The organism is Mesorhizobium sp. M7A.F.Ca.ET.027.02.1.1 (assembly GCF_004022985.1).
GTDB lineage: Bacteria > Pseudomonadota > Alphaproteobacteria > Rhizobiales > Rhizobiaceae > Mesorhizobium.
The window spans coordinates 1-26332 of sequence record NZ_RZOL01000040.1 but is presented as its reverse complement, the minus strand read 5'-3'; the positions used below and the strand labels follow the sequence as shown (position 1 = coordinate 26332).

19 protein-coding genes are annotated in these 26332 nt (G+C 61.4%); 7 read left to right on the top strand and 12 right to left on the bottom strand.

Going from position 1 to position 26332, the window contains the following annotated elements; translation table 11 throughout:
* Positions 1-196: 196 nt before the first annotated feature.
* Genes EN749_RS07360 through EN749_RS07350 form a run of 3 tightly spaced genes read right to left on the bottom strand, consistent with a single transcriptional unit; the run spans position 197 to position 5510 of the window.
* Positions 197-880 carry a 4'-phosphopantetheinyl transferase superfamily protein gene (locus EN749_RS07360; protein ID WP_245491297.1) on the bottom strand — a complete coding sequence of 228 codons (684 nt, stop codon included), beginning with the start codon at positions 878-880 and terminating at the stop codon, positions 197-199.
* Between the two features lie 23 nt (positions 881-903).
* A complete protein-coding gene (locus tag EN749_RS07355) occupies positions 904-1371 on the bottom strand; it encodes a GNAT family N-acetyltransferase (protein WP_245481699.1) in 468 nt (155 codons plus the stop codon).
* A gap of 14 nt (positions 1372-1385) precedes the next feature.
* The gene (locus tag EN749_RS07350; protein ID WP_128362854.1) at positions 1386-5510 is read right to left on the bottom strand and encodes a Pls/PosA family non-ribosomal peptide synthetase; all 4125 of its coding nucleotides are present in this window, start codon (positions 5508-5510) and stop codon (positions 1386-1388) included.
* A 261-nt stretch (positions 5511-5771) separates the two neighbouring features.
* On the opposite strand from EN749_RS07350, the gene EN749_RS07345 reads away from it, so the two are divergent.
* Both EN749_RS07345 and EN749_RS07340 read left to right on the top strand, forming a co-directional pair.
* Positions 5772-6389 (top strand): BA14K family protein, encoded by a 618-nt coding sequence (locus EN749_RS07345; RefSeq protein WP_128362853.1) that lies wholly within the window; start codon positions 5772-5774, stop codon positions 6387-6389.
* 97 nt (positions 6390-6486) lie between these two features.
* Positions 6487-6834: a DUF2934 domain-containing protein gene (locus EN749_RS07340; RefSeq protein ID WP_128362852.1), complete on the top strand. Its 348-nt coding sequence runs from the start codon at positions 6487-6489 to the stop codon at positions 6832-6834.
* Between the two features lie 402 nt (positions 6835-7236).
* Here the strand turns inward: EN749_RS07340 and EN749_RS07335 are convergent, their stop codons facing one another.
* From EN749_RS07335 to EN749_RS07320, 4 genes are all read right to left on the bottom strand, one after another.
* Positions 7237-8178 carry an EamA family transporter gene (locus EN749_RS07335; protein ID WP_128362851.1) on the bottom strand — a complete coding sequence of 314 codons (942 nt, stop codon included), beginning with the start codon at positions 8176-8178 and terminating at the stop codon, positions 7237-7239.
* 262 nt (positions 8179-8440) lie between these two features.
* Positions 8441-9583 (bottom strand): response regulator, encoded by a 1143-nt coding sequence (locus EN749_RS07330; RefSeq protein WP_128362850.1) that lies wholly within the window; start codon positions 9581-9583, stop codon positions 8441-8443.
* Entirely contained in the window at positions 9580-10038 is a 459-nt protein-coding gene (locus EN749_RS07325) for a response regulator (protein ID WP_128362849.1), read from the bottom strand. The genes EN749_RS07330 and EN749_RS07325 overlap by 4 nt, the downstream gene beginning before the upstream one ends.
* A complete protein-coding gene (locus EN749_RS07320) occupies positions 10035-13085 on the bottom strand; it encodes a hypothetical protein (protein ID WP_128362848.1) in 3051 nt (1016 codons plus the stop codon). The genes EN749_RS07325 and EN749_RS07320 overlap by 4 nt, the downstream gene beginning before the upstream one ends.
* A gap of 493 nt (positions 13086-13578) precedes the next feature.
* Here EN749_RS07320 and minC point away from each other — a divergent pair, with 493 nt between their 5' ends.
* The 5 genes from minC to EN749_RS07295 all read left to right on the top strand — a co-directional run bounded on the left by minC (position 13579) and on the right by EN749_RS07295 (position 19687).
* The gene (gene minC / locus EN749_RS07315) at positions 13579-14373 is read left to right on the top strand and encodes a septum site-determining protein MinC (RefSeq protein ID WP_128362847.1); all 795 of its coding nucleotides are present in this window, start codon (positions 13579-13581) and stop codon (positions 14371-14373) included.
* Between the two features lie 64 nt (positions 14374-14437).
* On the top strand, positions 14438-15253 hold the full coding sequence (gene minD, locus EN749_RS07310) for a septum site-determining protein MinD (RefSeq protein ID WP_013530671.1): 816 nt from the start codon (positions 14438-14440) through the stop codon (positions 15251-15253).
* Positions 15250-15522, top strand: coding sequence for a cell division topological specificity factor MinE (gene minE, locus EN749_RS07305; protein WP_023813379.1), 273 nt, complete (start codon positions 15250-15252; stop codon positions 15520-15522). Before minD ends, minE begins: the two co-directional genes overlap by 4 nt.
* A 178-nt stretch (positions 15523-15700) precedes the next feature.
* Positions 15701-17905 (top strand): diguanylate cyclase, encoded by a 2205-nt coding sequence (locus EN749_RS07300; protein ID WP_128362846.1) that lies wholly within the window; start codon positions 15701-15703, stop codon positions 17903-17905.
* Between the two features lie 315 nt (positions 17906-18220).
* On the top strand, positions 18221-19687 hold the full coding sequence (locus EN749_RS07295; protein WP_128289003.1) for a hypothetical protein: 1467 nt from the start codon (positions 18221-18223) through the stop codon (positions 19685-19687).
* Between the two features lie 288 nt (positions 19688-19975).
* Here the strand turns inward: EN749_RS07295 and EN749_RS07290 are convergent, their stop codons facing one another.
* The 5 genes from EN749_RS07290 to EN749_RS07270 all read right to left on the bottom strand — a co-directional run.
* Positions 19976-21760, bottom strand: coding sequence for an ABC transporter ATP-binding protein (locus tag EN749_RS07290; protein WP_128362845.1), 1785 nt, complete (start codon positions 21758-21760; stop codon positions 19976-19978).
* 9 nt (positions 21761-21769) lie between these two features.
* Positions 21770-22804 carry a glycosyltransferase gene (locus tag EN749_RS07285; RefSeq protein WP_128362844.1) on the bottom strand — a complete coding sequence of 345 codons (1035 nt, stop codon included), beginning with the start codon at positions 22802-22804 and terminating at the stop codon, positions 21770-21772.
* Positions 22805-22808: 4 nt separating this feature from the next.
* Positions 22809-23915 (bottom strand): glycosyltransferase family A protein, encoded by a 1107-nt coding sequence (locus EN749_RS07280; RefSeq protein ID WP_128362843.1) that lies wholly within the window; start codon positions 23913-23915, stop codon positions 22809-22811.
* Positions 23912-25078, bottom strand: a complete 1167-nt coding sequence (locus tag EN749_RS07275) for an acyltransferase (protein WP_128362842.1) — start codon at positions 25076-25078, stop codon at positions 23912-23914. Before EN749_RS07275 ends, EN749_RS07280 begins: the two co-directional genes overlap by 4 nt.
* Before the next feature lie 578 nt (positions 25079-25656).
* Positions 25657-26332 (bottom strand): ATP-binding protein (locus tag EN749_RS07270; protein WP_245491295.1); only part of this gene is annotated, 676 nt, incomplete at its 5' end.

The following is a 26332-nucleotide window of genomic DNA, read 5'->3' as shown; positions in this document are numbered from 1 at the left end:
AACAAACCGAAGCCGCTCATCCATGATGCCAGTCTCTCGCCAAACCATCGCCGGTCCTCCCGGCGGACAAGAAAACTGTCACCCATCTAATCAGTCCATTCTGTTACCTATCTATCCGGTTCGGACAACAGCCCCTCTCTCCCCGTCACTATACGGGGAGAGATGTCCGGCAGGACAGTGAGGGGCAGCGCCAACGTCAACGATTGCCGCGTTCGGCTAGGAACTCATGACGCCGTAGCGCAGCAGAATAATCGCGCAGACCCCAAACCCCATCTCCATCGACAAACGCCAGCACCACCACGCGCGGGGCAACGCAGTAGGCGAGGCTGGCCTTGCGGCCTGTCTTCGTCGTCGCCTGGCCTGCGTTCAGGTCGACGGTGATGTCCTCATAACCAAGCACCTCGCGATCGAGCGGATAGACGGCCTTGTAGACGGCTTCCTTGGCGGCAAAGAGAATGCGGCCGGCAAGATGCCGGTCGGCTGCGTCCGTGCGGTCCGCGGGCGTTGTCACGAGCGCCAAAATATCATCCGGGAGAGGCTGCGCGGGCTCGACGTCGATGCCGAGCGAGGCGATATCGCCAATCGGGGCAACCGCCGCCACGGCCATGTCGTCGTCGTGAGCGAGCGAACCGGTTATCCCGTCGGGCCAGACCGGCGCGCCCGTTGGCGCGCGCAGGATGGCGACGTCGCCGGCGCCAAGCTCCGCCAGCAGTCCGTGCGCGATCCACCGGGCCGCGCCGCTGGCGCGCCGCATGGCCGGTTGACGCGCGGCGATGGAGTTCGCTTCCCCGGGCAGCAGATGGCCGTCGTCGCCATCGCGTATAAGCCGGCATCCGACCCGGATACTCTTGGGTGCGATGGCGGTCATCGCTTCGGCCAAGGCGATCTCCCCGGGCAGCCGCGTCACGGCTCGTGCGTCCGTGCCGGCAAAGCGAGATCGGCGATCATCTCTCCGTCCTCGTCGAGCCCTTCTTCGACGAAACCGGCGCTGCGATAGAGGTTTCGCGCCGCATCATTCTCCAGTTCGTAGCAGATCGAAACGTGGCTGATGTGGCCGAGCCCCTGGATTTCGCCCAGCACTTCGCGCAGCGCGGCCTTGCCGTAGCCTTTGCCTTGAGAAGCGCGGTCGATCATGAAGCGGTAGATGCGCGCCTCGTCGTCATCCTCGGGCGCCTCGTACATGAGGAAACCGACGACACGGGTCCCGGCCATGACGACGCGTGGCCGCGCGTCTGCGTCGGTTTCGGCTTCTTCCAGCGACGCCGCATTGCCGGCGACGAAATCCCTCTGCTTCGGGGCGAGTTCCAGGGCCGTGACCAGGGCACGGTTGGCCTCGGTCACGGCAACGAGACGGATGTCTCCGGTGTTCAAGCCGATGCCCTTTTTCAAGCCGATGCCCGGGCCGATGCCTTGGAGCCATCGTCGGTGATCGGCTCGACGAAGCGGTGCAGCTTGGCCGGGTTGCCACGCCATATGGAGTTGGGCTCCAGCTCTTCGCCCTTCATGACGAAGGAGTCGACATCGACCACCGAGCCTTCGCCCATCACGACGCCGTAGTGGACAAAGGCTGAAGGTCCGAGCGTGCAGCCCTTGCCGATGCGGATGAAGTCGGACTTGAAGGCGCCTTCCTCCAGCGAATGGGCCTGGATGACGCAGCCCTCGTTGAGGGTGGCGTCGTCGCCGATCTCCACCAGCGAGCGTTCGGTGAGGTTGCTGCCGCCGTCATAGACCCGTTTGCCAACCTTGACGCCCAGCATGCGCAGGATCATCGGCCGGAACGGCGTGCCGGCGAACAGCCGCACGATCGGCGAATCCGCCAGCTTCCAGTGGCGTTCATGGCGCCAGAACGCGACGTCGTAGATGGTCGTCATTTGCGGCTTCAGCCGGCCGAAACCAAGGCTTGCCCGTTCCACGAAGATGTAGAACGGAATGGTGATCGCCGAAGTCAGGAGCACGGCGACGAACAGCGCGACTTCAGCCCATTCGGTATAGTAGTTCAGCGCCCGGTCCCAGATCGCCAGCGTGGCGAACAGCATGATCCATTGCGTTGCCACGAACAGCAGGATCGTCACCAGATTGTGGCGGTTCTTTTGCGGGATGCGCCGGCGCCGGTCGTCTTCGTCGACGCCCGCGATGAGTTCCTTGTCGCGGTTCACCATGCGCGGGATTTCAAAGGCAGGGGAACCCAGAAGCCCGACATTCTCGCGCAGCGGCCCGTCGATGGGGATCATCACCTTGGTGCCGAGCAGGACGTTGTCGCCGGTGCGCCCGTCCGGCGGATAGTAGATGTTGTTGCCGAGATAGTTGCGCTCGCCGATCCTCGTCGGCTCGAGCCGGAAGGCGGAGGCGGATTTGTGCATGTTGATCATGAACAGCCCGTCCGACACCATGGTCTCGGTGCCGATCTCGCACAGAAGCGGGTTTTCGTGCTGCTGGTTGGAGCCGAAATTGGAGCCGGTCTGCACCACTCTGTTGAGGTTCCAGCCGATGGCCCTGATATAGTGCACGATGGCCGAGCTGTCGCCGAACAGGAGACCTAGCACGCGGGAGTTGCTCGAGAATTCGGCGACCGTCTGCAGCCAGTAGCGAAAGCCGTAAAGCGTGTAGGTGCGGCCTGGCTTCAGGATCAGGTTTGTCAGGCGCGGCACCAGCGTCGCCGCCAGGAAGGCCACGGCGATGTAGCCGAAAAGCGTGACCGTGGTGCCGATCGCGACGACGCCGATGGTTTCCTGGTAGTCGTCGCCGACATTTTCCCAATAGCTGTGGAACAAGAGCGGCAAGGGAGTGACGATGGCAAACAGCCCGATCAGCTGCACCGCTTCGAACAGGAAGCGCCTGATGTTGGACGGATCGACATTGCGCACCTTGCAATAGTCGGCCGTGGTCGGCACGGCCGGCGAGCCATGCCAGCGTTCGCCGTCGGGGATGCTTTGGCCGCGATGCAGCGAGGACGAATGGCCGAGCTGGGCGCCGTCGCCGATCCTGGTGTCGATGTCGAGCGTCGAGCCGACGCCGACAAAGGCATCGCGGCCGATGGTCAGCGGCCCGGTGTGGATATAGCCGGACTGCGCCCGGAAGCCGAGGATCATGGATTCCTTGCGCAGGATGGTGTTGGCGCCGATCGAGATGAGATCCGTGCAGACGGGCACGGATTTCGATTCGATGACGGCGTTCTTGCCGAGCTTGGTGCCCAGAAGCTGCAGGTAGATGCTGTAGAGCGGGCTGCCGCGGAACAGCACGACGGGGGCGGTGCGGATCAATGTCTTGACCACCCAGAAGCGGAAGTAACGCACGCCCCAGATGGGAAACGCCTCCGCCTTCCAGCGGCCGACCAGCACCCATTTGGCGATGACGGCAAAGCCCGACATGCCGAAGAACACGGCGGCAGAAAGCGCCACGCACCTGATGTACAGCTGCAGCGGATCGTCGAGCGCGTCATACATCCAGTTGAGGCCGCCATTGATCGCCCACAGGGCGCCATAGCTGTAGAGCGCGTAAAACAGCAGCTGTGCGGCCCCGCAGGTCCAGTAGGCGAGATTGGAGGCCCGGCGGGTGAGGACGGGCTCGTTGGTGGCCGTCGTCATCTCGTCCGCTACGCCCAGATGCAGCGCCAGCCGCGCCACGGTCGGATGGAGATAGATGTCGCGCATCGACGCCGTCGCCCATTCCTTCCTGGTGCGCAGGCGCGCGCAGAAATGCGCCATCAGCAGCGAGTTGGCGCCGAGATCGTCGAAGAAATTGTCCTCGACGGACACTTCTTCGAATTTCAGCACCGCGGCCAGCGCGTCGGCCATGAAACGCTCGTCGTCATTGCCGGGCGCGACCATGGCGCGATCGCCCGAAAGCCGCACGCTTGTCGGCTTCGGCAGCTGGCGCAAATCCACCTTGTTGGAGACCGTCATCGGGATCGCCGGCAGCTCCTCGAGATAGGAGGGCACCATGTAGTCGGGCAGCCGCCGCTTCATCGTCGTGGCGAGGTCGGCGCGCGAAATCGCCTTCTGGCCGGCCTTCGCTGCGAAATAGGCGACGAGTTCGACGCGGCCGGGCTCGATCTCCCAGGTGGTGACGGCGGCCTGGGCGATTTCGGGCTGGTCGAGCAGCACCGCCTCGATCTCGCCGAGCTCGATGCGGTAGCCGCGGATCTTCACCTGGGTGTCGATGCGCCCGGCATACTCGATCTCGCTTTGGTCGTTGATGCGGCCAAGGTCGCCCGTCCGGTAGATGCGCTTCGACGGGTTGTTCGGCAGGCCGACGAAATCGGCGATGAATTTCTGCCCGGTCAGGTCGGGTCTGTTGAGGTAGCCGACCGCGAGGCCGATGCCGGCAATGCCGATCTCACCCAGTTCGCCGGGCTCGGCAAGCTGCGGCAGCAAGGCGTCGAGGATGACGATCGAGTAGGTCGGCAGCGGCGCGCCGATGGTGACGGGACTGTCCGGCGTCAGCGCGCCCATGGTTGCGGTGACGGTCGCCTCGGTCGGGCCATAGGTGTTCAGGATCTGCCGCCCCGGCTTCGACCAGCGCACCACCAGATTGTGCGGGCAGGCCTCGCCGCCGACCAGCAGCGTGCGCAGGCTGGGCACATCCGACGTCATCGACGACAGCAGCGTCGGGCTGCAGGCGATGCAGGTGATGTCATGGAGGCGCAGGAAATCGGCCAGTTCCTCGCCCGCCAGCGGCATCTGGCCCGGCGCCGGCACCACCGTCGCGCCGGCGACGAACGGCACCCAGATCTCCTCGGAGGAAAAGTCGAAGGCGATGGTCATGCCCTGATAGACGCGGTCGCCCGGCCGGTAGCCGTAGGAGGCGGCGGCGACGCGGATGAAGTTGACGAAACTCTGGTGCTTGATGACCACGCCCTTGGGCTTGCCCGTGGTGCCCGAGGTGTAGAGGATGTAGCAGGTGTCGTCCGATAAAGCGGCCTTCGCATGCGGCTTCAGCGGCGCGTCGGACTGTCTGGAGATTTCGGCGGCAGTGCTGTCGATCAGCAGATGCGGGACGGGCAGTTGACCGGCGCGCGACGCATAGGCGGCGATGGTGACGATCAGGCTGACGCCGGCGTCTTCGATGATGAGCGCCATCCGCTCCTCGGGGAAGGCGGTCGCCAGCGGCACGAAGGCAGCGCCCGCCTTCATCACGGCGAGCAGCGCGACATAGGTCTCCGCCGAGCGGTCGAGAATGAGCCCGACGCGGTGGCCCGGCCGCACGCCGCGCTTGACCAGCAGGCGGGCGAACTGGTTGGCCCGGCTGTCCAGTTCCCGATAGGTCCAGACACGCCCGTCCGAGATCACCGCCGGCAGCGCTGCAAACATGTCGGCGAGCTGTTCGAAGACGGTGTCGAGCCGCTCGCCGGGCAGGCCTTGCCGGGCAAAGTCGGCGCCCGTCAGGATCTGCCCGCGCCCGGCTGTCGCGGGGGCCGTTCTTATCGGCGCGTCGACACTTGCCAGGCCGCTTTCCAGCCCCGATCGTTCCGCGTCCAGTTCGGCGATGTCGACACCGTGATCCATTTCCATACTTTCCCGTCCAGGCCGGGCATCGCCCGGCACGGCCATTTTTCCAGTTGTTGTGGGATGCTTATGCCATCCGATCGTTTCGGCAGTTTTTCCGAACTGTTGAATATTGTTTCTGAACTGTGTCTGGGCGCTCCTTTGAGCCTCCCTTGGCGGCTCTTGCCGGGCCCGCCCGGCGGAAGCGCCGGCGCGTACGCTTGGGCGTTTTTCTGGAACCAGCCTTGAGGCCCCGCATTCTATGAGCAGGGACTTAAGGAGCGCGTCGTGAAAGCGGTTTTGGGACTGGTCTGCGGCTTCGTGCTGACCCTTGCGGTCTTCGGCAGCGGACTGGGTTTTGCAGCCTGGCTGCTTGCCGCAAAGCCGCCGCGCCAGGCGACGGCCACCGTCAGCGTGGCGGAGCTGTGGACCAAAAAAGCGCGGCCGGTGAACAAAGCCGGGCAGGGCCTCGAGCGCCTGCCGGCCAAACAGTCCGCGCCGACGGACATCCCCGCCAAACCGCAGGAAACACCGCCCGACCCCACCGTCACCGGCGCCATCGCGCCCAAGGCAGCCGACCTGCCGCCTCCGCATCTCGCCTGGTGCGCCAGCCGCTATCGCTCCTACCATCCGGACGACAACAGCTATCTCTCCTACAGCGGGCAGCTGCGTCGCTGCGTCTCGCCCTATCTCCAAGCCGCCGGTCAGGTCGTTCAGGCCGCCCAGCCGGCTGCCGGTGATGGCGGCGAAAACGGCGCGGGCCTGGGCGTCTATGTTGCCGACGATGGCGGCGCCGCACTTTCGGCCGACCATGTCGATTCCTGCTTCAGCCGCTACCGCTCCTATCGCCCGGAAGACAACTCCTACCAGCCATATTCCGGCGGCCCGAGACGGCAATGCCAGTAGCCCCGCGCGCCGCCCGGCATGGCGATCCGATCGCGCGGATTTTCCGGAGCGTCCGCATTGGCGCGGCGTTCAACCCTGACCCCAAGGAGGACTGACCATGAGCGACGACCGGGACGACAGAATTCGTGAGCGCGCCTACCAGATCTGGGAACGGGAAGGCCGCATGCACGGCGACCCCGAACGGCACTGGCACCAGGCCGAGGCCGAGATCGACCGCGAGTCGGCGCTGCCGCTGACGGCGGACGACGCGCTGCCTGAAACCGGTGAGATCGCCAGCTCCGACGTGCTGGAGGTCGAGGCGCTGGCGGTGCGCACCGGCATATCGGGCGACGAGGCGCAGGAACTGCTCGACCGCCTGGGCAACGACCGCGCCGCGGTCGAGCAAGCCGCCCGCAGCCTCAAGGCCAAAAGACGGCGAAATCCCGATGAGGGACTGGCGAAATGACCGGAGGCTGATGGACGGAAATACCGTTGTGAGGGCTGGCCGTCACCCGGCCCGAAAGCCCGCGCCTCTGGCGGAGGACGCGGGCCGATCGGACGGCCGATCTTCGGCAGGCGATGGAGGGCACCACCTGCCGCACAGATCAACAATTAGCTATGGCTAATGTTCCGTCAAGTTGGATGTGAATTTTCTTTCGTTCGAATGTTCGCCTCCACCGCAGTAGCGCCGCTGGCCTGGGAATGCATGTGTCCGGCGGGCACCTTGGCTGACGTCGATAGGAATTTTTTCTTGACGGATGAGTGCAGCTATGCTACTTTTTTGCCTATGGTGCTGATTTGCGCCAGTGACCCGCCGCGCAGGCGGGTTTTTTGCTGACCCGCCGCACAGCCGTCATTCGCAAGATTTCTACGCCACGCGTGGTTGATCTGGCCTGACCACAGTGGCGAGCACTATGCCGGCAACGATGAAGGCCGCACCGACCAGATCGTAATCGTGCAAGCCCTCGCCGAGCAGCAGATAGGCGAGCATGGCCACGAACACCGTCTGCAAATAGAGCAGCATGCTTGCCCGGCTCGCGCCCAGCGTTTGCACGCTTTTGTTGTAGAGGTAGTACATCAAGGCGCCGCCGGGGCCTGCCAGATAGGCGAGCGCGAGAACGCTGTCGATGTCCATGGCGGAGCGTTCGTCGTTGAACAATTCCCACAGATGGAAAGGCAAGGCGACCAGCGCACCGGCGCCGAGCAGCAGCACGACCATCGGCAGGAGTTCGATGCCGAATTTGGCACGGCGCAAAAACACGGTGTAGAGGCCCCAGCAGAACGCGCTGCCGACGATCCACAACTCGCCGGCGTTGAGCTTGAGTTGCAGCAGCGCCGTCAGGTTGCCGTGGGCAACGATGAAAATCATCCCGGCAAGCGCAACCAGCGCGCCAAGCGACTTCCACAGCCCGAGCGGCTCGCCAAGCACGAAACGGGCTAGCACCATCGTCATGACAGGCGACAGCGCCATGATGATGCCGGCCGTGGTGGCGTCGGTGTCGTTGAGGCCGTGGTAGATCATACCCTGGCACAGCGTCAGGCCGATCGCCCCCACGGCGACGACCTCCACGGCGCGCGTTCGCAAAAGCCCGATCATCGCCTCGTGATGACGGTGCACGATCGGCAGCAGGATGGCGCAGGCAAGCGTCAGCCGCCAGAAGCAGAGCCCCCAGGGCGGCATTTCAGGCGCCACCCATTTGGCCGCGATGTAGACACCAGCCGAAAGCAGCCAGCACAAGATGGCGGCCGGATAGCCGGCCAGGGAGACCACGGGTTGCGCGGCTTGATGCGCTATCGGCATTGCCTGCATGTCATGCCCCTTCGATGACCTTGGCCAGACGGGGCAACATAGCCTGTGTCGCTGGGCCGTGCATCCGTTTTGAAAAGTGAGAAGGAAGCTGTTCGGCCGCCCTATGTGTTCGATGGAGGCAAGAAGGACGAAAAGACCGGCAAGCGGCGGATCTAGGGACGTTCGATACGCGTGAGACGGCGGAGAAGTATAGCGGGAGGTGTAGTATGTCAAGAGGGAGTGAGGGGATGCCATTGCTGCCTATTGGCAGCGTATACGGACGTTATTTCAATAGATCAGATATGGCGCGCAAGCAAAACTGAGCAGCCAGGTAGCAACCATATTCATGCAATCTATCTCCCTTGGATTCGTCAGCTTTGTCGACTACCGTTTTGGCACTAAATGCATGTATTCTATGGTTCGATATCTCGACGGCTTGCATAAAGCCGAATACCTCCATGTCCAATCCAGATACTTTTCTATGCTGTATTTGAACATGTTTTAATCGGTCTGCGCTAGCTATTACAGCCGAACCGGTAGTAAAAACTGCCAATTTTGGTTTAGATGCCTCGTCCGGTCGATATCTTCCGGTATAGTTTTTCTCAAGAGTCTTCAATAATCCGCGATCTTCCAGAATCTTGACAAATGATGCCCTGGTGTCGGGATGCATATCAACTTGATATGGCTCGGCCTCGAAACTATCTTTTAGCCACTTCCCAGACTGATATTCCCAGCATACGTCAGCTACAAGCAGCTGACCCAGAGGAGTACTGTCACCTATCCCTGCACAAATTCCTGCCATGGCGGCCACGAGAGGCGTGTATTGGGTAAGCACACGGGACACCACTGTTGCCGCAACAACAAGCCCGGCCCTCGGTAGGAGGACAATCGATCCCGACTTGCCATCGAGGTCGCACTCCCAGTGGTTGATCCCATATCTGCTGACGCTATCAATGCGGAATTTGGGGTCGCTCAGGAAGGCGTCTCGCTCTTTCTCTAGTGCGGCAAAAATTATAAAATCGTAACGACCGCGATCACGGGCTTGTGCGAGAAAAATATCTAGCGCCTGCTGCCAAGTCTCCTTGCGATCATAGTCGTAAATAATACATCCGCGGGCCAGAAATCGTTCAGCATCAATTTGAGCTTCTTCCGGATACGCGGTTATCGCGAGGACCGGTATGCGTTGAAGCCCAGAATAATCCAGCATCTGGAGTATCTCGATGCCGGCATTTCTCGTATCTCCGCCGCGGATTCCCGGCATTCTGATGTCAATAATACAAAGATCGATGTCTATCGATCGAAGAGAAGAAAATTCCGCCATATTTGAGCAGCGTCTTATGGCGCTTTCCTTGATCCCCTTCGAGATTAAAACTGCGGATATCTCATTGAATTTACGGTCGTCATCTTCAAAAACAACAGTAGTCATTTGATTCTCGCAATAATGTTATCAAAAGCCGTTTCCCATTCAGGCGTATTGTAGGAGTATATAACAGTTCCCAGAACGATCTGACGATAACGCTCCGCTACAATCTTGGCCACTTGATGTGGTTTTGCCTTTTCTCCGTTTATTACGACTTCTGGATATTGAGTTACCACTATAATTCTTGACTTGCGACCGCTCGCGTCAAGCGCCCGTAAAATCTCGACCCCGCCACCGGGTTGGGCCTCCCCGCCAACGTTGTCCTTAGATCCCGTTTTAGAAAAGGTCGGTAGAGCCATGTCTAAAATGATGAGGTCATACTCATTTGCCACGACAAGCAGGACAGCTTCACGAACGCTTTGAACTGTAGTGAGAGACTCTTCTCCAATGCCTAGTCGAGCAATCCGCTTGGTCAAGTCGATAGCCTTGTGTTCCTCATCTTCGACTAGGAGGACCTTCATGGCGATGCTTCCGCACTTACCTCGTCAAATTTGAGCTCCTCATCGCTAGCCAGCTCCACCGTCAATACGAAGGATATTCTGCACAGATCATGGTTGATCGAGTAGCTTGCCGTCGACGAGCCCTCACTGTGCATCAATATGAACCGTAGCTTCTTAATACCTGAATACCCCTCCCTGACCATGGATGCACTTAGGTCTTCGTCGGCGAAGCAGGCCGCCAGTCGCTCAATATGCGCCTGACGTTCCTCAGGAGAGGCAAGCGTCGAAGTCACTGAGACGTTCAGGCGGGCTATGTTCGCCTTATTACCCATCTGCTTGTCGACAGAAACTTCGATCGGCGTCCACTCGCGGCTATAGCCGAGTGCGTTCCTTATAAGCACAGACAAGCAGTCGTACATCCGATGAACAGATAGCCCGTCGATCAATGCGTCGGGGTCGCCGCCCTTCCATTCAATTGCTGCGGTGGTGGATTCTTCACTTGCTTCCATAAAAATCAAATCACCCAACTGCTTAGTACTCGCAGTGACAAATCCGCTCTCTGGTTGCCTGAACCAGCTTGCGAGCCTTATAAATCGCTCGTGAACGGCATCGTGGAGTTCCGCTCTATATTGCTTGTACAAATCGCCTTGGAATCCCTGGAAGTTTGATTCAATCAGAGTGTTTGCCCGTTGGAGTAAATTCGACGTTATGAATTTCGCGGCAGCATTCAGCTGGGGATCAATCTCGCGCCAACAAAATCTGATAAGCAGATCGTTCAGCAGTTCGCCGCTCCGAGCCGCCCACGTCGCGCCTCTAAGCAATGCGATGTTGGTTCGAGTAGGTTCCGTATCTGCCTTGAGTTCAGCGGAGAATAGGCCCTTCGGCTTCAACGTGGATCGAAACTGCAAATAGTCGTTCCTTACGATGTCGATCAAGGAGCGATACTCGGCCGTCCATCGAGCGTTGGCGTCCATGAAGTCTTTCTCGAACTGCAAGGCCCTGAATTGAAATTTGTCAATGATTGAGTCCACGCCGCTTCTCATAACGCCCGAAAGAGTATTGTGCCTTATCCTTCTGCCCAAATAGGATTCAATGCCGAAATTTACGTCCGTACAGAATTTTTGAAATGCAATTTGAGCTACCTCAAACAATATATAGTCATAAGCTGCGCTTGAAGCTATCTCCGTTGTTGCTATTCTCGTTAGTCCATCCTTACTTAAGCTTATGGTGTGCGCTGTGATCGTCTCGACGTTGCGTTCAATCATTCTGATGTACTGCTGCGAGTATGAACTCGGATTTTCAACGAGCCACCTCTTCATAGCGACGCCGTCGACGAATATTCGAGAGTCGTCAAAATATTTTCTGAGGCGAGACACTTGGCGCTGGGCTTCGATCGAGTCGGCTTCGACGAAGTACTCGATCAATTCTTTCTTCCTCCCTACGGCCCTAAGGATATCTTGGCGAATCTGGTCGGCTTCATCGGCTGACCTGACGATCCAATACATTTTCTGCAACGTGGAGCGGTCAAGCACAGATAGAAGAAAGTTGGCAACTTCCGGTGTTACGTTGAGGAGCCACTCGATAAAAACAACTATGCTGGATTGAAATTTGCTTTCGATTGCTATCGAGAGGTTCAGACGAAATTTAAAGTCAACATCATCGCTATGCGAGCGAGCCTTGTGTAAAGCCAGGGCTAGCACCGTAACTAGAGGTCTAGACTGCTCGTCAACCGAGAGGTATAGCCGCTCCATTTCGATCTCACTCATAAGCGTATCGAGTGCCGTAGTGTTGTCTAGGATAAACCGAATATCATGGTGATTTAGACGAAGGGGCCCATCAAGATTCTCCAAATATACTAGAAATGATATTGTTCTAAGAAAACGCCCGGCCTTCTGAACTTTCTTATAGTCGTCTGCTAGATGGAATCCGTGAAGCGCCTTTGTCAGCTCGCGGCGGGACGGAGATTTCACTCGAGACTTGAATGAAGTGTCTACTCTTAACAATTTTCCTAAGAGGCGGTGACCGACGACTTGATCGACATAGCCCCGATACAATGCCGGAGCGCGAAATTCCAGGAATGCAAGGGATCGTCGATAATACGTCAGGTCCGCATCTAGAGGGCTGGATCCGGCAAAGAGCGCCTCCGCATGAAAGGGGATGTCGCAGAAATCGATGAAGCACTTTTTCAGATCTGGGTCTAAGTGGCGGTTGATGGTGTCCCTTATCCATGGCCATCGCTCTCCGGTGTGGAGAAGTTGTAGTATTGCAACCACTTCGTCGACAAGCGACATGGAATGGGATTTACGAATAAATGGTCCGATATCATCATGTGAGACAGGTGATCCAACGATATTGTGTAGTGCAAGAAATTGTCGAAAATCGTCCGTTACATATTTTCCGTAGACTTGAACGCGAGTTGAAATACCGCCGAAATATGAAAAACTGCTGTCGATTGATTCCAAAGCAGAGAAGTAAGGATTTGGAGCTTTCTCCTGCTCGACGATGTCTGCTATTTCCCCAAGAGATTGCGACAGATCGCGATCGTTACTTGTCGCCATGACGAAGGCGACCTTCTTTGCAAGATAGTTTGACGCCCCCCATCTTTCTGCGAAAATCCGGATCGCTCCGAGGGCGTCTACTGGATCAGCCGATGCCAGATCGCGCAATGTGGATATTGCCCCCAATATCTCCGCACTTAATTCCTTCCATCCATTTACGTGACCAAGAATGAAGATTAACTCGGCTTCCGGCGTGATGGGGTCAAGTTTATGCGACAACAGCAAATCTCGATATTTTCCATTTATGTTGGGGAATGGAAACGCGCCGTTGCGGCCAAGCAGCATTGTAACCGCATTGGCCAAATCCTCTGCATGGCAGTTCTTTCTTATCGAATTAATGCTGCTTGAGGATGCCTCTATGGTCGCGTTTTGTGCAAGAATGCCTCGCATAAGATTTCTGGTTTTTTCGTCAGTTATTTCACGTAGAGCCAGGAATGACTTTTGACGATTGCCTGGCGTGCGTGCTCGTCGAATTTTTTTTCGAATTTGATCTTGAGTCGATTTCGACATTGTTGCCCTCCCTCGATTCAATTTTTTTATTGATCGAGAGGGCCGGGATTTGAAATACCCGATATCTTGTCAGGCGGTGTGGCGCACCCCGAGAGGCTGGCCAGCACCGATAGTGTCAATAAACTAGGTTTCACAATTCCCCCACTTTTCAACAAAGCCCACCCCGGCAACAGCATTACGCGGTGCATGACATTGCACAAGTATTCAGCGAAGCGTCATACACGACTATTTTTGACGACCTGCGCTGATGTCCGTCGCACTGACCGGCCGTTGGGATCGTAAATGGCGTTGCTGGTGGCAGGGGATGTCGCGTCAAGTCGTACCTTGCGGGGCTTCCAGGCGGTCGCGAAGCGGTCGAGCATCCTTGCCGCAAGCACCCGGCGCGAGGCTGTCAGGAGCCCGCCGTTTCGGTGCTCTCTCCACCTCCCTCCCATTAACCATTCGTTAACCATTCCCTCGCTAGCGTTTACCTCTCAGTAAGGATTCGCCAGCCGTGACCTTTGCCGCCCCCCTCGAGGCCAAATCCATTCGCTTTCGTGCCCGCTCTTTCGTTGCTTTCACGCTGACGCCGGAAGCGCCTTTGGACGTGTGGCTGGAGGGGCTGGATCACTGGATCGGCAACTCGCCGGGCTATTTCGCCGGGCGGCCGGTGGTGCTTGATCTCAACACCTTGAAGCCCGATGTCGCCGCGATCGAATCGCTGGTCGACGTGCTTGGCCATCGCGGCATCCGCATCTACGCCATCGAGCTCGACGGCCACACCGCACTCGCGCCCAACCTGCCGCCGGTGCTGGTCGGCGCCAAGGAGGCGACGACGGATGGGTTGCTGCCCCGCAAGGCGCGGGAGGAGAGTTTCGACAAGGCCGAGGGCAGGGCGCCCGAAGCCGGCCCGGACAAGGACAGCGTCGGCAAGGTTGACGCAAGCAAGGCGAGCGATAGCGAGCCGCAGGTTGAAGCTTCGGGCACGCTGATGATCAAGGCGCCGATCCGCTCGGGCCAGGCGATCGTGCATCCGCATGGCGATGTCATCGTGCTGGGTTCGGTCGCGTCCGGTTCGGAGATCATCGCGGCGGGCTCGATCCATGTCTATGGCACGCTGCGCGGGCGGGCTTCGGCGGGGGCGCTGGGCAACAGGGGCGCGCGCATCTTCTGCCGCAAGAACGAGGCGGAACTTCTGGCGGTCGACGGCTGGTACGTCACCGCCGAGGAGATGGAAGGCGTTTCGCGCGGCAAGCCGGTGCAGGCGTTTCTCGACGGCGACGCTTTGCGGGTTTCGACGCTGAGCTGACATTCGTTTCGATATTGGGGCGGCCGGGCCGCTCGACCAAGAAAACAACAACGGAGGCTTTTCAATGGGCAAGGTAGTGGTGGTCACCTCGGGCAAGGGGGGCGTCGGCAAGACTACCTCGACGGCGGCCCTCGGGGCGGCCGTGGCCAAGACCGGCAAGAAGGTGGCCTTGGTCGACTTTGACGTCGGCCTGCGCAATCTCGACCTGATCATGGGCGCCGAGCGGCGCGTGGTGTTCGACCTCGTCAACGTCATCCAGGGCCAGGCGAAACTCTCGCAGGCGCTGATCCGCGACAAGCGGGTCGAGACGCTGTTCCTGCTGCCGGCCTCGCAGACGCGCGACAAGGATGCGCTGACCGAGGAAGGCGTCGGCGAAGTCATCGACAAGCTGCGCTCGGTGTTCGACTACGTGTTCTGCGACAGCCCGGCCGGCATCGAGCGCGGCGCGCAGCTGGCCATGCGCTTTGCCGACGAGGCGGTCATCGTCACCAATCCGGAAGTCAGTTCCGTGCGCGATTCCGATCGCATCATCGGCCTGCTCGACGCCCGCACCTTGCGGGCGGAGCAGGGCGAGCAGATCGCCAAGCATGTGCTGGTGACGCGCTACGATGCGGCGCGCGCGTCGCGCGGCGAAATGCTGTCCATCGACGACGTGCTGGAAATCCTGTCGGTGCCGCTGCTCGGCATCATTCCGGAAAGCCAGGACGTGTTGCGCGCCTCCAACCTCGGTTCGCCGGTGACGCTGTCGGAGCCGCTCAATTCCGCTGCCAAGGCCTATATCGACGCCGCCAGGCGGCTGGAGGGCGAGGAATTGCCCGTCATCGTGCCCTTCGAGCGCAAGGGCTTCCTCGATCGTCTTTTGGGAAGGAGGGCGGCATGAACCTGCTCGACATCTTCAAGCGGCGCTCCAGCGCCCCGGTGGCGCGCGAGCGGCTGCAAGTGCTGCTCGCCTATGAGCGCCGCAACCGCAGCCAGCCCGACCTCGTCTCCATCCTGCGCGAGGAGATCATGGCCGTCATCGCCAAGCATGTGCAGATCGACCAGGATTATCTGCAGGTCTCGATGGACCGCGGCGAGACCATGTCGACGCTGGAAATCGACATCCAGATCCCCAACAAGAGCGCCGTGCCGATGGCCATGGCGGGGTGACTTAGCAAGACTTGGGTTCCTCGCCCTCATTTCATGGGGGGTGAGGAACCGTGCGTCGTGCGAGGAGCCGCGGCTGGCGTCGTTAGGACGTTGATAAGCATTTGGTAATAAAAGCCGGGAATGAGATGCTGGCTCGATGTGACATGCGCAATGCTGTCGTTCTCGGCGGAGCCATGACATGCGCATCAAGAGCCAGATCATTCTCTCCATGGTGGCCGCCGCGGCCCTGATCGCGCTGGTCGGCGGCGTCGCGATCTTTACGCAGAAAGTGGCGACCAAATCGTTGGGGTTGACCGAAGCGACCAATGTCGCGCGGGAATTGGCCGACACCATCGTCTTCAAATCAACCGATGGGACGCTTTCGCTGCTCGAGCGGCCCGAGGCGCTCAAGCAATTCTTGTTGCACCAGCACCGCCGCCTGCACAGGGATTTCCTGGTCCTTGACAGCAGCAAGACCATCCTCGCCCATGCCGCCGACGAAGAGCACCAGGTCGGCGATAAATTCGGTCACGACCCCGGCAACGAAATCGGCCAGACCCTGGCGGACGGCATTCCGCGCAGATTTGTCGACCCGGAGGAAGTGAACGCCATGCTGGCCGTTCCGATCGAAAATCCCGAGGGTGCGATCATCGGCGCCGTGCTGCTGGAATATAACCCTGTTCTGCAGGCGGCCGAACAAAGCACCAACAGCTTGCTCTGGCTGGTTGGCCTCAGCGCGGCGGCCGCCGTGCTGGTCGCGGCCGGCTTTGCATGGCAGCTGCTCCGCCGTTTCAGCTCTGGTCTCGGGGACATGATGCGCGGCATGGAAGCGCTGGCGAAAGGCAATGCCATGACGCGCATCAGCCACGCCCGCAACGATGAATTCGGGCAGCTGGCCGATGGCTTCAACACGATGGCGGAGCAGCTTGCATCGGCGCGTGCGCATGTCGAGGACATCGTCGAGACGGCTGCCGAAGGCATCGCGGTTCTGGACGGCGACGGCCGCATCGCCAGCGCCAATCCGGCGGCGGCAATGATGATCGGGCGGCGCACCGACAAGATCGTCGGGCAGCAGTGGGATTCGGTGCTGACCATTCGCGACCCCAGAGGCGGCGCGTTCGCCGCCGGCGCTTCTCCCATCGAAATGGCGCTAGCCACGGGCCGCCAGCAGCAGGGCGAAGTGCGACTGGCCAGATCCGACGGCTCGCACCTGCCGGTCATAGCCAGTTGCGGTCCGCTCAGCCGATCCGAAGGCGGCCTCGTCCTTACGCTCAACGACATCAGCGAGCTGCGCCGTGCGGAAGGAGTGGTCAACGAGCGTGCCGATCAGCTGGCACTCCTCAACCGTGAACTGCACGAAAAGTCCGAAACCACGACCCGTCTGGTGAAGCTTGGCGAACTGCTGCAGGCCTGCGTCACCTTCCCGGAAGCATTCTCGGTGGTCGGCACCGCCATGGCCGAGTTTCTCGGTGGCTTGAGCGGAACCGTCCACCTGACCAGCGCGTCGCGCAACCTGGTGGAAGAAATGGCGCATTGGGGCGACGTCCGCTCGAGCGCCACGCAATTCGCGCCGGAAGACTGCTGGGCGCTCAGGCGCGGCCAGGAACATGTTGCCGGCCCCGGCATGCTCACGCCGCGCTGCGCGCATATCACAGAGAACGGCAAGAAGGGCTATGTCTGCATGCCTCTGGCGGCGCAAGGCGAAACGCTGGGCATCCTTCATCTGTGCGAACCGAATGCGGCCGAGAAGCCGCAATGGCTGGCTGAAAGACAGCAGATTCTGCGTGGTGTCGTCGACACGCTGGCGCTCGCCCTGGCCAATCTGCGCCTGCGCGAGACGCTGCGGCAGCAGTCGATCCGCGACCCGAACACCAGTCTGTTCAACCGGCGATATCTCGAGGAGACGAGCAGCCGCGAACTGCGCCGGATGGAGCGCTCGGGCCAGCCGCTGGTGATCATCATGCTCGATGTCGACCATTTCAAGCAGTTCAACGATACGTTCGGCCACGAAGCCGGCGACCTTGTCCTGAAGCAAGTCGCCGCCACCTTGATCGAGCACGCCAGGGATAGCGATGTCGTGTCGCGCTACGGCGGCGAGGAGTTTGCCCTGGTCATGCCGGGAAGCTCGGTCCAGGAAGGTGCCGAGCGGGCGGAAGCGCTGCGCCAGGCAATCAGGAAGCTTCATTTGACGCATCGCGGCCGAACGCTGGGCACCGTTACAGCCTCGTTCGGGGTCGCCGCCTACCCCGAGCATGGCGTGGGCTGGGCCGAATTGACCAATGCCGCGGATCACGCGCTCTACGAAGCCAAGGGTAATGGGCGCGACCGGGTCGCCATCGCGCTGGGCAACGCGTCCGGCGAGCGACCTCCGATCCAGTTGGTACCAGTCCCGAAAAGCAGCTGAGACCGTTTGGGTTAGAGCACTCGGCCCGGCCCTACGATAGTGATTTTGCGCCTGCCAAGAGATCAGGCGAGCTTCTCCGCTGCCCTCGAGGTCTCGCGCGGGCTCTTCTGAGCGGCCACGGTCTTGCCGTCCTTCAGACCTCCACACCGTCAGAGGAATCCGGCTCTTCCCGGCTGCGGCATTGGTTGTTCGGCCCCCAAATGTCCCAAATTTACCTTTGTGCCGACGGGGCTTCCCCTGCGCAAGCAGCGGATGTAAGGATATATTAGCAATTTGTTAAGTTCGAAGCGAGGTATGCGTAAGGGGAGTTTGGTGATGAACTTCAGAGGCCTGATCAAGCGTGCTGAAGACGTGGATAAAGCGATCCAGGACCTGCAGATCGATCTGGCGGACGCGCTGGATGCAAGTCTCGATGCCGACGACCTGGTGCCGCCAGAGAGCGACGATGTGCCGGATGCCCAGGCGGCAGCCGATGGCGGGCCACCCCAGGCCGACGCGGCAAATGACGACAATGCCGGGAAGGCCGACGCCGCGGGCGATGCGGACAGTTCCGAAACCGCGCCACGGCTGACCGCCCATACACAGACCCGGCTGGCTGCATTGAGCGCCTTCGAGGGTCTCTTCCATGACGCCAGGGACTATCTGGAGGAGATCAACGACAAGCTGTCGGAGATCGGCACCTCGCACCATCTGACGCGCGAATTCCTCAACATCCTCCACAGCGACATCCTGCGCGCCAACGAGCTGGAGGTTGCCAATGCGGCCCTGGCCGCCGAACAGAGGGCGCTGTCGGAGAAGCTGCACGATGCGACGAGAAAATTGCGCGAGCGTGAAGGCGCTTTCGAAGCGCTGCAGCAGCGCGAGACAAGCCTGGTCCAGGACCGGGAGACGCTTCGTGCGGCACTGGCCGCGGTGAGGCTGGAACTCGTGGAGACAGCCAATGCGAGCGCCAAACGCGAAGCGGAGTTCGGCGACATCGCCAAGCGGCTGACCGCCAGGACGGTCGAGGCCAACAGGCGCTTGCGCGAAAGCAAGATGCTGCGCGAAAAGCACGTCAACCTCTCGATCGAACTCGACAAGGCGCTGAAGCGGGAATCGCAGGCGCGCCACAGGCTCGACGAGCTGTCGACGATCCATGCCAGCGAAGCAGCGCGGCTGGCGGAGCTTCTGGCCGCGCTCGGCAAGAGCGAGAAAGAGGAGATGCGGCTCCAGAAGTCGCTCGAGGCCGCACAGGCGAAGCTGTCGGAAACGAGCGAAGCGGCCCGCATGATGGAAGGCGACAAGGAAGCCGAGCTGGCTCGCGGCCAGGCGGAAATGCGCGGGTTGAGCTCGGAGATCCAGAACCTGCAATCGCGGCTGGAGCAAGTGTCGACCGAAAACAGCGAAGCCGCAGGCGAGATCGCCAGGCTCAAGAGCGAACTGAACGACGCCCTGGCCGAAAAGAAGATCGCCGATGAAAGATTGTCCGCGCTGAGCCAGGAGAGCGAAGGCGACAAGATGAGTCTTTCCAAGGTGAACGCCAACCTTTCTCAACTGACGCTGCAACAGGCGTCCGAACAGATACAGTTCGACGTGCAGAGGCAGGAGTGCGAGGACCTCAAGGCAGAAATCGCCTCGCTCAATGCCCGGATCAAGGAACTGCTGCCCTATGAGCGGCTCCACAAGGCCACCAATGGCAGGCCGCCCGAGAATGGCGTGGTCGAGATAGCCGGGGCGATGGCGAAGAAAGCACGGACGACGGGCAGGCGGCGCATGCGCAGGAATGTCGGCGCCGCTTCGTAAAGCGTGTCGCGCCTGAAGGGCTTCAGGCGACCGGCTTCAGGTCTTTGTTTTGTGCATGGGAGGCCGGCACCTCACCCGGAGAGTAAGCCCAATGGGGCACCGGCCAGGCGGATCGACAGGTCCGCCGCACAGACAAGGTAGCGCGCCTCGGTTCCGCACGGCATTGGTGCGATCACGGAAGGTGTCAGCGGCAATTCCCGGGCTGCTGATTCGAACCTTTTCGACGACCCGCCGGCCGGAGGCTGCAAACACGCCCGGGAAACGATCGCGGGCCGGCCCGGTGCCTTCTCAGTCGAGCGGCTCGTGCTGATAAAGCTCGTCCATGCTGAGCGAGGCCAGGGCGCCGAAAGGGGCCTGCTTTTTCACGCGGCCGCCGCTCAGGATGACCACGTCGTCGCAGAACGAGATGGTGCTGTGGTGGTGGCTGATGACGATGGTCGTGCGGCGGCCGGCTCTCGACTTCAGGGTCTCGACGATGGCCGCTTCCGACAGCCCGTCCACCGCATTGGTGGCTTCGTCCAGGATGAGGAGATCGGGATCGCGCACCAGGGCTCTGGCCAAGGCGATCCGCTGCCTCTGTCCCGCCGACAGATTGACGCCCCTGTAGCCGACCAGGGTCTCGTAGCCCTGAGGCAGCCTTTCGATGAACTCGTGCGCTTCGGCCAGTCTTGCGGCGGCTTCGGCGTCGCCGGCTGTCGCCGCGTCCTGGCCGTAGGTTATGTTTTCAAAAATGCTGCCGTCGACCAGTTCCAGTTCCTGGCTGGCCAGGGCGATGTGCCGTCGCCACTGGCTGGCGTCGATCCGGTCGAGCGGCGATCCATCGACGAGGATGCTGCCGGTGTCCGGTTCGACGAAGCGGCACAGGAGATTGACGATCGTCGTCTTGCCGGCGCCCGAGCGGCCGATCAGCGCCGTCGAGCGGCCGCCGCGGATTTCGAATGTCGCCGCATGCAGCACCACCTCGCGCCGGTCCGTACCGGAATAGGTGAATGTCACATCGTCGAACTTGATGCCCTGGCGCAGACCGTGGAACGGCCCGTCGCCTTGCGGCGGTGGCGGCTTGCCGGCGGGATCCAGCAGCCATGTCACCTCTTCTAGCGATCCGCTCAGGCCCTGCAGCTGGCTCCACGAGCCCTGCAGGGCCCGCATATGCGGCTGCAGCCTGTAGAGCAGGATGACGAAGGCGATGATCAGCGGGAAACTCACCTGCGCCAGCCAGGCGCCGATCACCACCGCCAGGAACAGCATGGCGTGGAGAACCTCCGTCATCGGCGGCAGCGCTCCCTGGCGCACGAGCAGCGCGAAGGAAGCGCGGCGAACCGCATCCGACGCCGTGTCGAATATCGCCTTTTCCCGGTTCTCCTGTCCGAAGATGCGGATCAGCCGTCCGGCATGCACAAGGTGAAGCATCTGCGAGGCGAGGTGGCCGTTGCGCGAAGCGACGCTGCGGCTGGGCTCCTTCAGATTGGCAGAGAGGATGGCGTGCGCGATCTGGACGAGCGCCAGTCCGAGCGTGACCAGAAGCGTCATGCGCCACGAAAGCAGCAACAGGAAAGCCAGGAGGATGATGGCGGCCGATGCGCTGACGATGGCCGACAGCATGATCTGGATCGCATCGGAGGCCCGCCAGGATTCGTTGGAGATGATGTTGAGCAGGCGTCCGGGGCTTTGCCGCAGGAAGAACGGGTAGCCGACCCGCAACAGCTGCTCCGACAGGGCGCTGCGGATGGAATGGCTTGCCTTGCCGGAGATGAAGGTCGTCAGCAGCGTGTTGGCGAAGGCGAAGACGTTCTTCAGGACGATCGAGCCGAGGATGGCGACCGAAATGACCACAAGCCGGTCGCGCTCGCTCAGGCCCGATCCGACATGCTGGAGGACAGCGGAGAAGCCGCCCATGCCGGCCGCATCCCCATGTCCCATGATGATGCCCAGCAACGGGATGATCAGGCCGATGCCGAACCCTTCGAGGACGGCGCTGACCAGGCCGAGTACCACCACCGCCGGAAGCAGGCGCAGTTGCCGCTTTCCGAACGCCCGGAACAGCATCGGCAGGCTTGGCGGCAGCATCGGCATTATAGCGTTTCACCTCGCCTGGGCATTGGCTTGCTGATCTTGCCGCACCGGCTCGGCCCGCGGCCGTCTGGCCAGCAGGAGAACCGCGAACCTGGCCGCGCCGAGCAAATTCATGGCGACGATCGGCCAGTGCGGCAGGTTGAGTTCACGATCGAAGGCGGGTCCTCCCGCCAATTCCCTGATAGCCCCTCTTGCGGCCCAGTAGAAATGGCGAAGCAGCCAGGGCGCGTGGCGAACATGCTTCAGGCAGAGCCCGCCATTGCCCAGGCTGTAGTCGCGGTGCAGCTTTTCGATGGCTTTGCGATCCCGCCGGCCGTGATGATGGAATATCGTCATGTCAGGCACATACTCGACCGCGATGCCGAGCAGCATCGCGCGCACGAGATAATCGGTGTCCTCTGCCGACCGCAATGGTCCGCCGGCGCCGAAGCGTTCGTCGAAATAGCCGATGCGGGCCGCGACGTCGCGGTGCATCGTCATGTTGCAGCCCAGCACGAAACCGCCGGGATGAACATCCGGCGTCAGCCGCTCGCGCGCCCACGACCGCTTGATGGTGAACGGCAAATCCCTGGCATCGCCAAGCTCGACACGGCCGCCCCGGATGAGCCATTGTTCCCCGGACGCATAGTGTCGCTCCAGATCGCGCAAATAGTCGCGATGGAGCGCGCAGTCATCGTCGACGAAGACCAGCACACGGCCGCGCGCGCGCCGCAGCCCGGCGTTGCGGGCGGCCGCCAGTCCGGGGCGCGGCTCGCAGACGGGCGTGAACGGAATGTCCGACGCAGTGGCGATGCTGGCCAGGCGTTCGGCCGTGCGGTCGCTCGAACCGTTGTCGACGACCACGAGTTCGGCGGCGAATCCGGCATGTGCGCGGCAAGCGGCTTGCACCGACTTGATGCAGGCATCGAGCACCGCGACGCGGTTGCGGGTGCAGATGATGAAGCTGACTTCCGGCGCCGATCGGTCACGGCCGCGACCGGTCGGGGCAGGGTCAAGCGCCGTCGAACGATCGCGCTGCAGAGCTTGGTGGGCTTTGACGATCATGCCTTTAACTCAACCGATGAGACGCCAGAACCGCCGCGGCGGGCGCGGATTTGAAGAAGTACGCCATGGCATCGGCTTGTCTGGCGGCCGACAGCGAGGCGAGGCTGAGCCAGGGCGCCCAGGCGCCGGGCCGCAGCGCATATTGCTCGCGGCGCCGGATAGCGTTCCATTTCGCGGTCCGCGTCAGCAATTCATGCGTCAGCGCAGGCTGCTTTTTGTCGGCGACGAGCTGGTAGAGGAAATAGAACAGGTTCAGCGCGCCAGCCTCGAAGCTCGGCCGCGTCGCCGCCGGCAGCGAGCGGATTTCCTCCTCCAGCGCGACGATGAAGCTGGCCGCACGGGCAACGGTGTCGTGGCTGACCGTATCGCCAATGTCGCGCAGGTCCCGCGTGGCCTGCGCCAGGCCCTCGCGCTCGAGGTTCTCGGCCACGATGCGCAAATGCGTCCTGCGCATCTCCTTGACGTACCGGCTGGTCACGCTTGCCTCATGGACGCGGTAGACGACCAGGTTTTCGGGCATCATGGCTGCCGGGTAACGGCCGGCCAGCCGCCTGAAAAGATCGAAATCCTCGGCGTGCCTGTAGATCGGGTCGTAGTGGAGAACGCTGTCGTCGATGACCTTCCTGTTGTAGACGACCGTCGGGTGCATGAAGATCGTGAAGAACATCGCCAATATAGGGATGCGGCCGAATTTGAAGACCGGATCGGGCCTGCCGATGGCGATGCGGCCGCGGATCAACATGTCGACGCCGGCGCCGCAGAAGCCCAGTTCGGGCCGCCGCTCGAACAGCGCCACCTGGCGCGACAGACGCCAGGGATAGGCGACGTCGTCGGCGTCCATCCGCGCGACCAGTTCGCCCCGGGCGAGCGCCAGCCCTTCGTTGAGCGTCGCGACAAGGCCGCGGTTTTCGCGCGAGACGATCGAAATGCGGCTATCGGCCTTTTGGCATCGCTCGAGTATCTCGAGCGAATTGTCGGTCGAGCCGTCATCGATCGCGATGATCTCCAGGCGACTGTGATCCTGCCGCAGGATGCTTCCCAGCGCGGCGGCGAGATAGGGGCCGGCATTGTAGACCGGCAACAGGACGGAGACGAGCGGCGCTGCGGTCATCGTCTTGCATCCGTGCGCTGGAGTTCGAGCGCCGGTGTGCGGCCATCGGGCGGTCCGACGGCCGCCGTCGCGAGCCAGGCGCCATGGCTGCCCTGTGCAGAGCGGGTGCGCGCGACATAGGGGAAGTGGCGCTTCAGGCTGTTGAGCGGCCTCTCGAAAACCACCCAGGAAATCCAGGCCGCGACAATCGTGGCCGTGCCCGCAACCAGGAATCGCCCTGGCCCTTGCTCCGAGACGTTGAGCGGAATCCAGGGCTGCGCCTTGACGGCGAGCGACAGCAATATCGGATGATAGAGATAGACGCCGTAGCTGATGCGGCCGAGGCCAAGCAGCGGCGGCAGTTCGGCAAGCTTGCCCAGGATGCCGCCAAGGCCGCGCGAACAGGTGGCGACGATGACCATCAGCGGCACCAGGGGCAGGACTTCCCGCAGCAGCCAGCGGGCCCATTCCAGTGTCGGATCGGCGGGCTCCGGGACTAACCACTCGATGGCAAGGAATGCGGCCGCGAAGGCAGGCCAGCCCAGCCGCATCCAGTGCGGCAGGCCGGCGCCCCTAAAATGCCAGCAGGCAAGCAGCGCGCCCGACGCCAGCGCATCCATGGATGCCGGCGGCAGCAGGTCGCGCGCCAGCGCCGGCGTGGCGGTGATCGGCCAATAGAAGCGATAGGCCAGCGACAGCGCGATGACAGCGATGCAGATGGCCTCGAAGCGGCGGCGTGGGGCCAGCAGGACGACCAGCGGCCAGGCAAGATAGAACTGCTCCTCGATGCTCAGGCTCCAGAAATGGCCCAGCACCCAAGGGTTCCAGTTATTGTGCTGCGCATACCAGAAGTTCGACAGATAAAGCGCATGCCAGACCAGCGACCCCCTGGACTGATCCAGGTCGACCAGCCAGACGAAACCCAGGACGGCAAAATAGGGCGGGAATATCCGCAACATCCGCCTGATGTAGAAGGAGCGCAGTGCAGGGCCGGTTTCGAATTCGGTGGCCGAGCGCGCCTCCAGGAGCAGGCGCGTGATCAGGAAGCCGCTCAGCACGAAGAACAGCCGCACACCGATATGGCCCCAGAACGAAGGTCCCTCCGCGAAGAAATGGGAATACAACACCATCGTTACGGCGATAGCTCTCAACGCATCAAGTTGGATGTCACGGGCGCTTCCCATCAGCGGCTTCCGCCGGCGTGATATCCGCGATGAGGCCGCCAGCCGGCCGTTTCGAGCGGCAGGCTAAGGCGGACGAGACCCGCCAAGGCACCCGCAAATCTGCGCATTGCGAGCACGGCCGGGCCGGGCTCGAAATCGACGGACGGACAACTCAAGCTGGTCAACCTGGCGGAATCCTCCACGGCGTATGTCCAGTCGCAAACGAGTCCCCCCAGGACATCGTTCGGCTACGGCATTGTGCAGCGCAACACAAAATATCTACCCGGCTGAAATACTTATGTGAGCAAGTGCTAAAAACTGACAAAACCGACCCGTTCTCGCCATTCCTGGCGAGTTTCCTCAGAATTAAACCCTGGGGTTTAAGCTGTGCCGATATTCCCGCCTCGGTTGATTGAGGAGAGCTCTTGGCTTGAGAGCCTAGTTCTTTGTTGGATCACAAGAAATTTTGCGATCTATATTTTGGCTATATGGGTTCGGTCCTGGCTCCGTGGAGATATGATTTGGAACATTGGCTTTGCGCGGTGCAGCATCGTCTCTGTTTTTTCGTCAACGCCGATTACTCGGCTGACCGCTAACCGTTACACCGCGTCGAACACCACCGTCTGTTCCAGCCCGCCGCCCCGGCGGTTTTCCAGCGTTATCGTGCCCCCGTAGCGCTCGACGATCTCCTTGGCGATGGCGAGGCCAAGACCGGCTCCGGGGACGGATTGCAGGCGGCCGGGGTTGACGCGGAAGAAGGGCTCGAACGCCTTGTTCAGGAGTTCCGTGGGTATGCCCGGGCCGTGGTCAGATATGGTCAGAACGGCGCGATTGTCGGCTGCGGCCAGGTCGATGCGGCACGCCTTGCCATGGGTGGCGGCGTTGACGATCAGGTTGCGCAAGGCGCGGCGCAGGCCAAGCGCGCCGGCCCGCACGCAAACCTTGTCCAGGTGCCCGATCGACACGGCATGGCCGAGCGATGCCATCTCGGCTTCGATATCGCGCACCGTCTTTGCCAGATCGACCGGTTCGACGGCGTCCTGGTTCACCTCTTCGCGCACCAGACGGATGGCGCTGTCGGCGATGCGGTCGAGTTCGTCGAGGTCGTGAAGCCATTTGTCGCGTTCGTCGTCGAGGAATTCGGCGCGCAGCCGCATGCGCGTCATCGGCGTTCGCAGATCATGGCCGGCGGCGGCGACCAGCCGCATGCGGCTTTCCATGGCGGTCCGCAGCCGCGACGAGAGTTGGTTCAGCGCATGCGCGGTGGCCTTGACC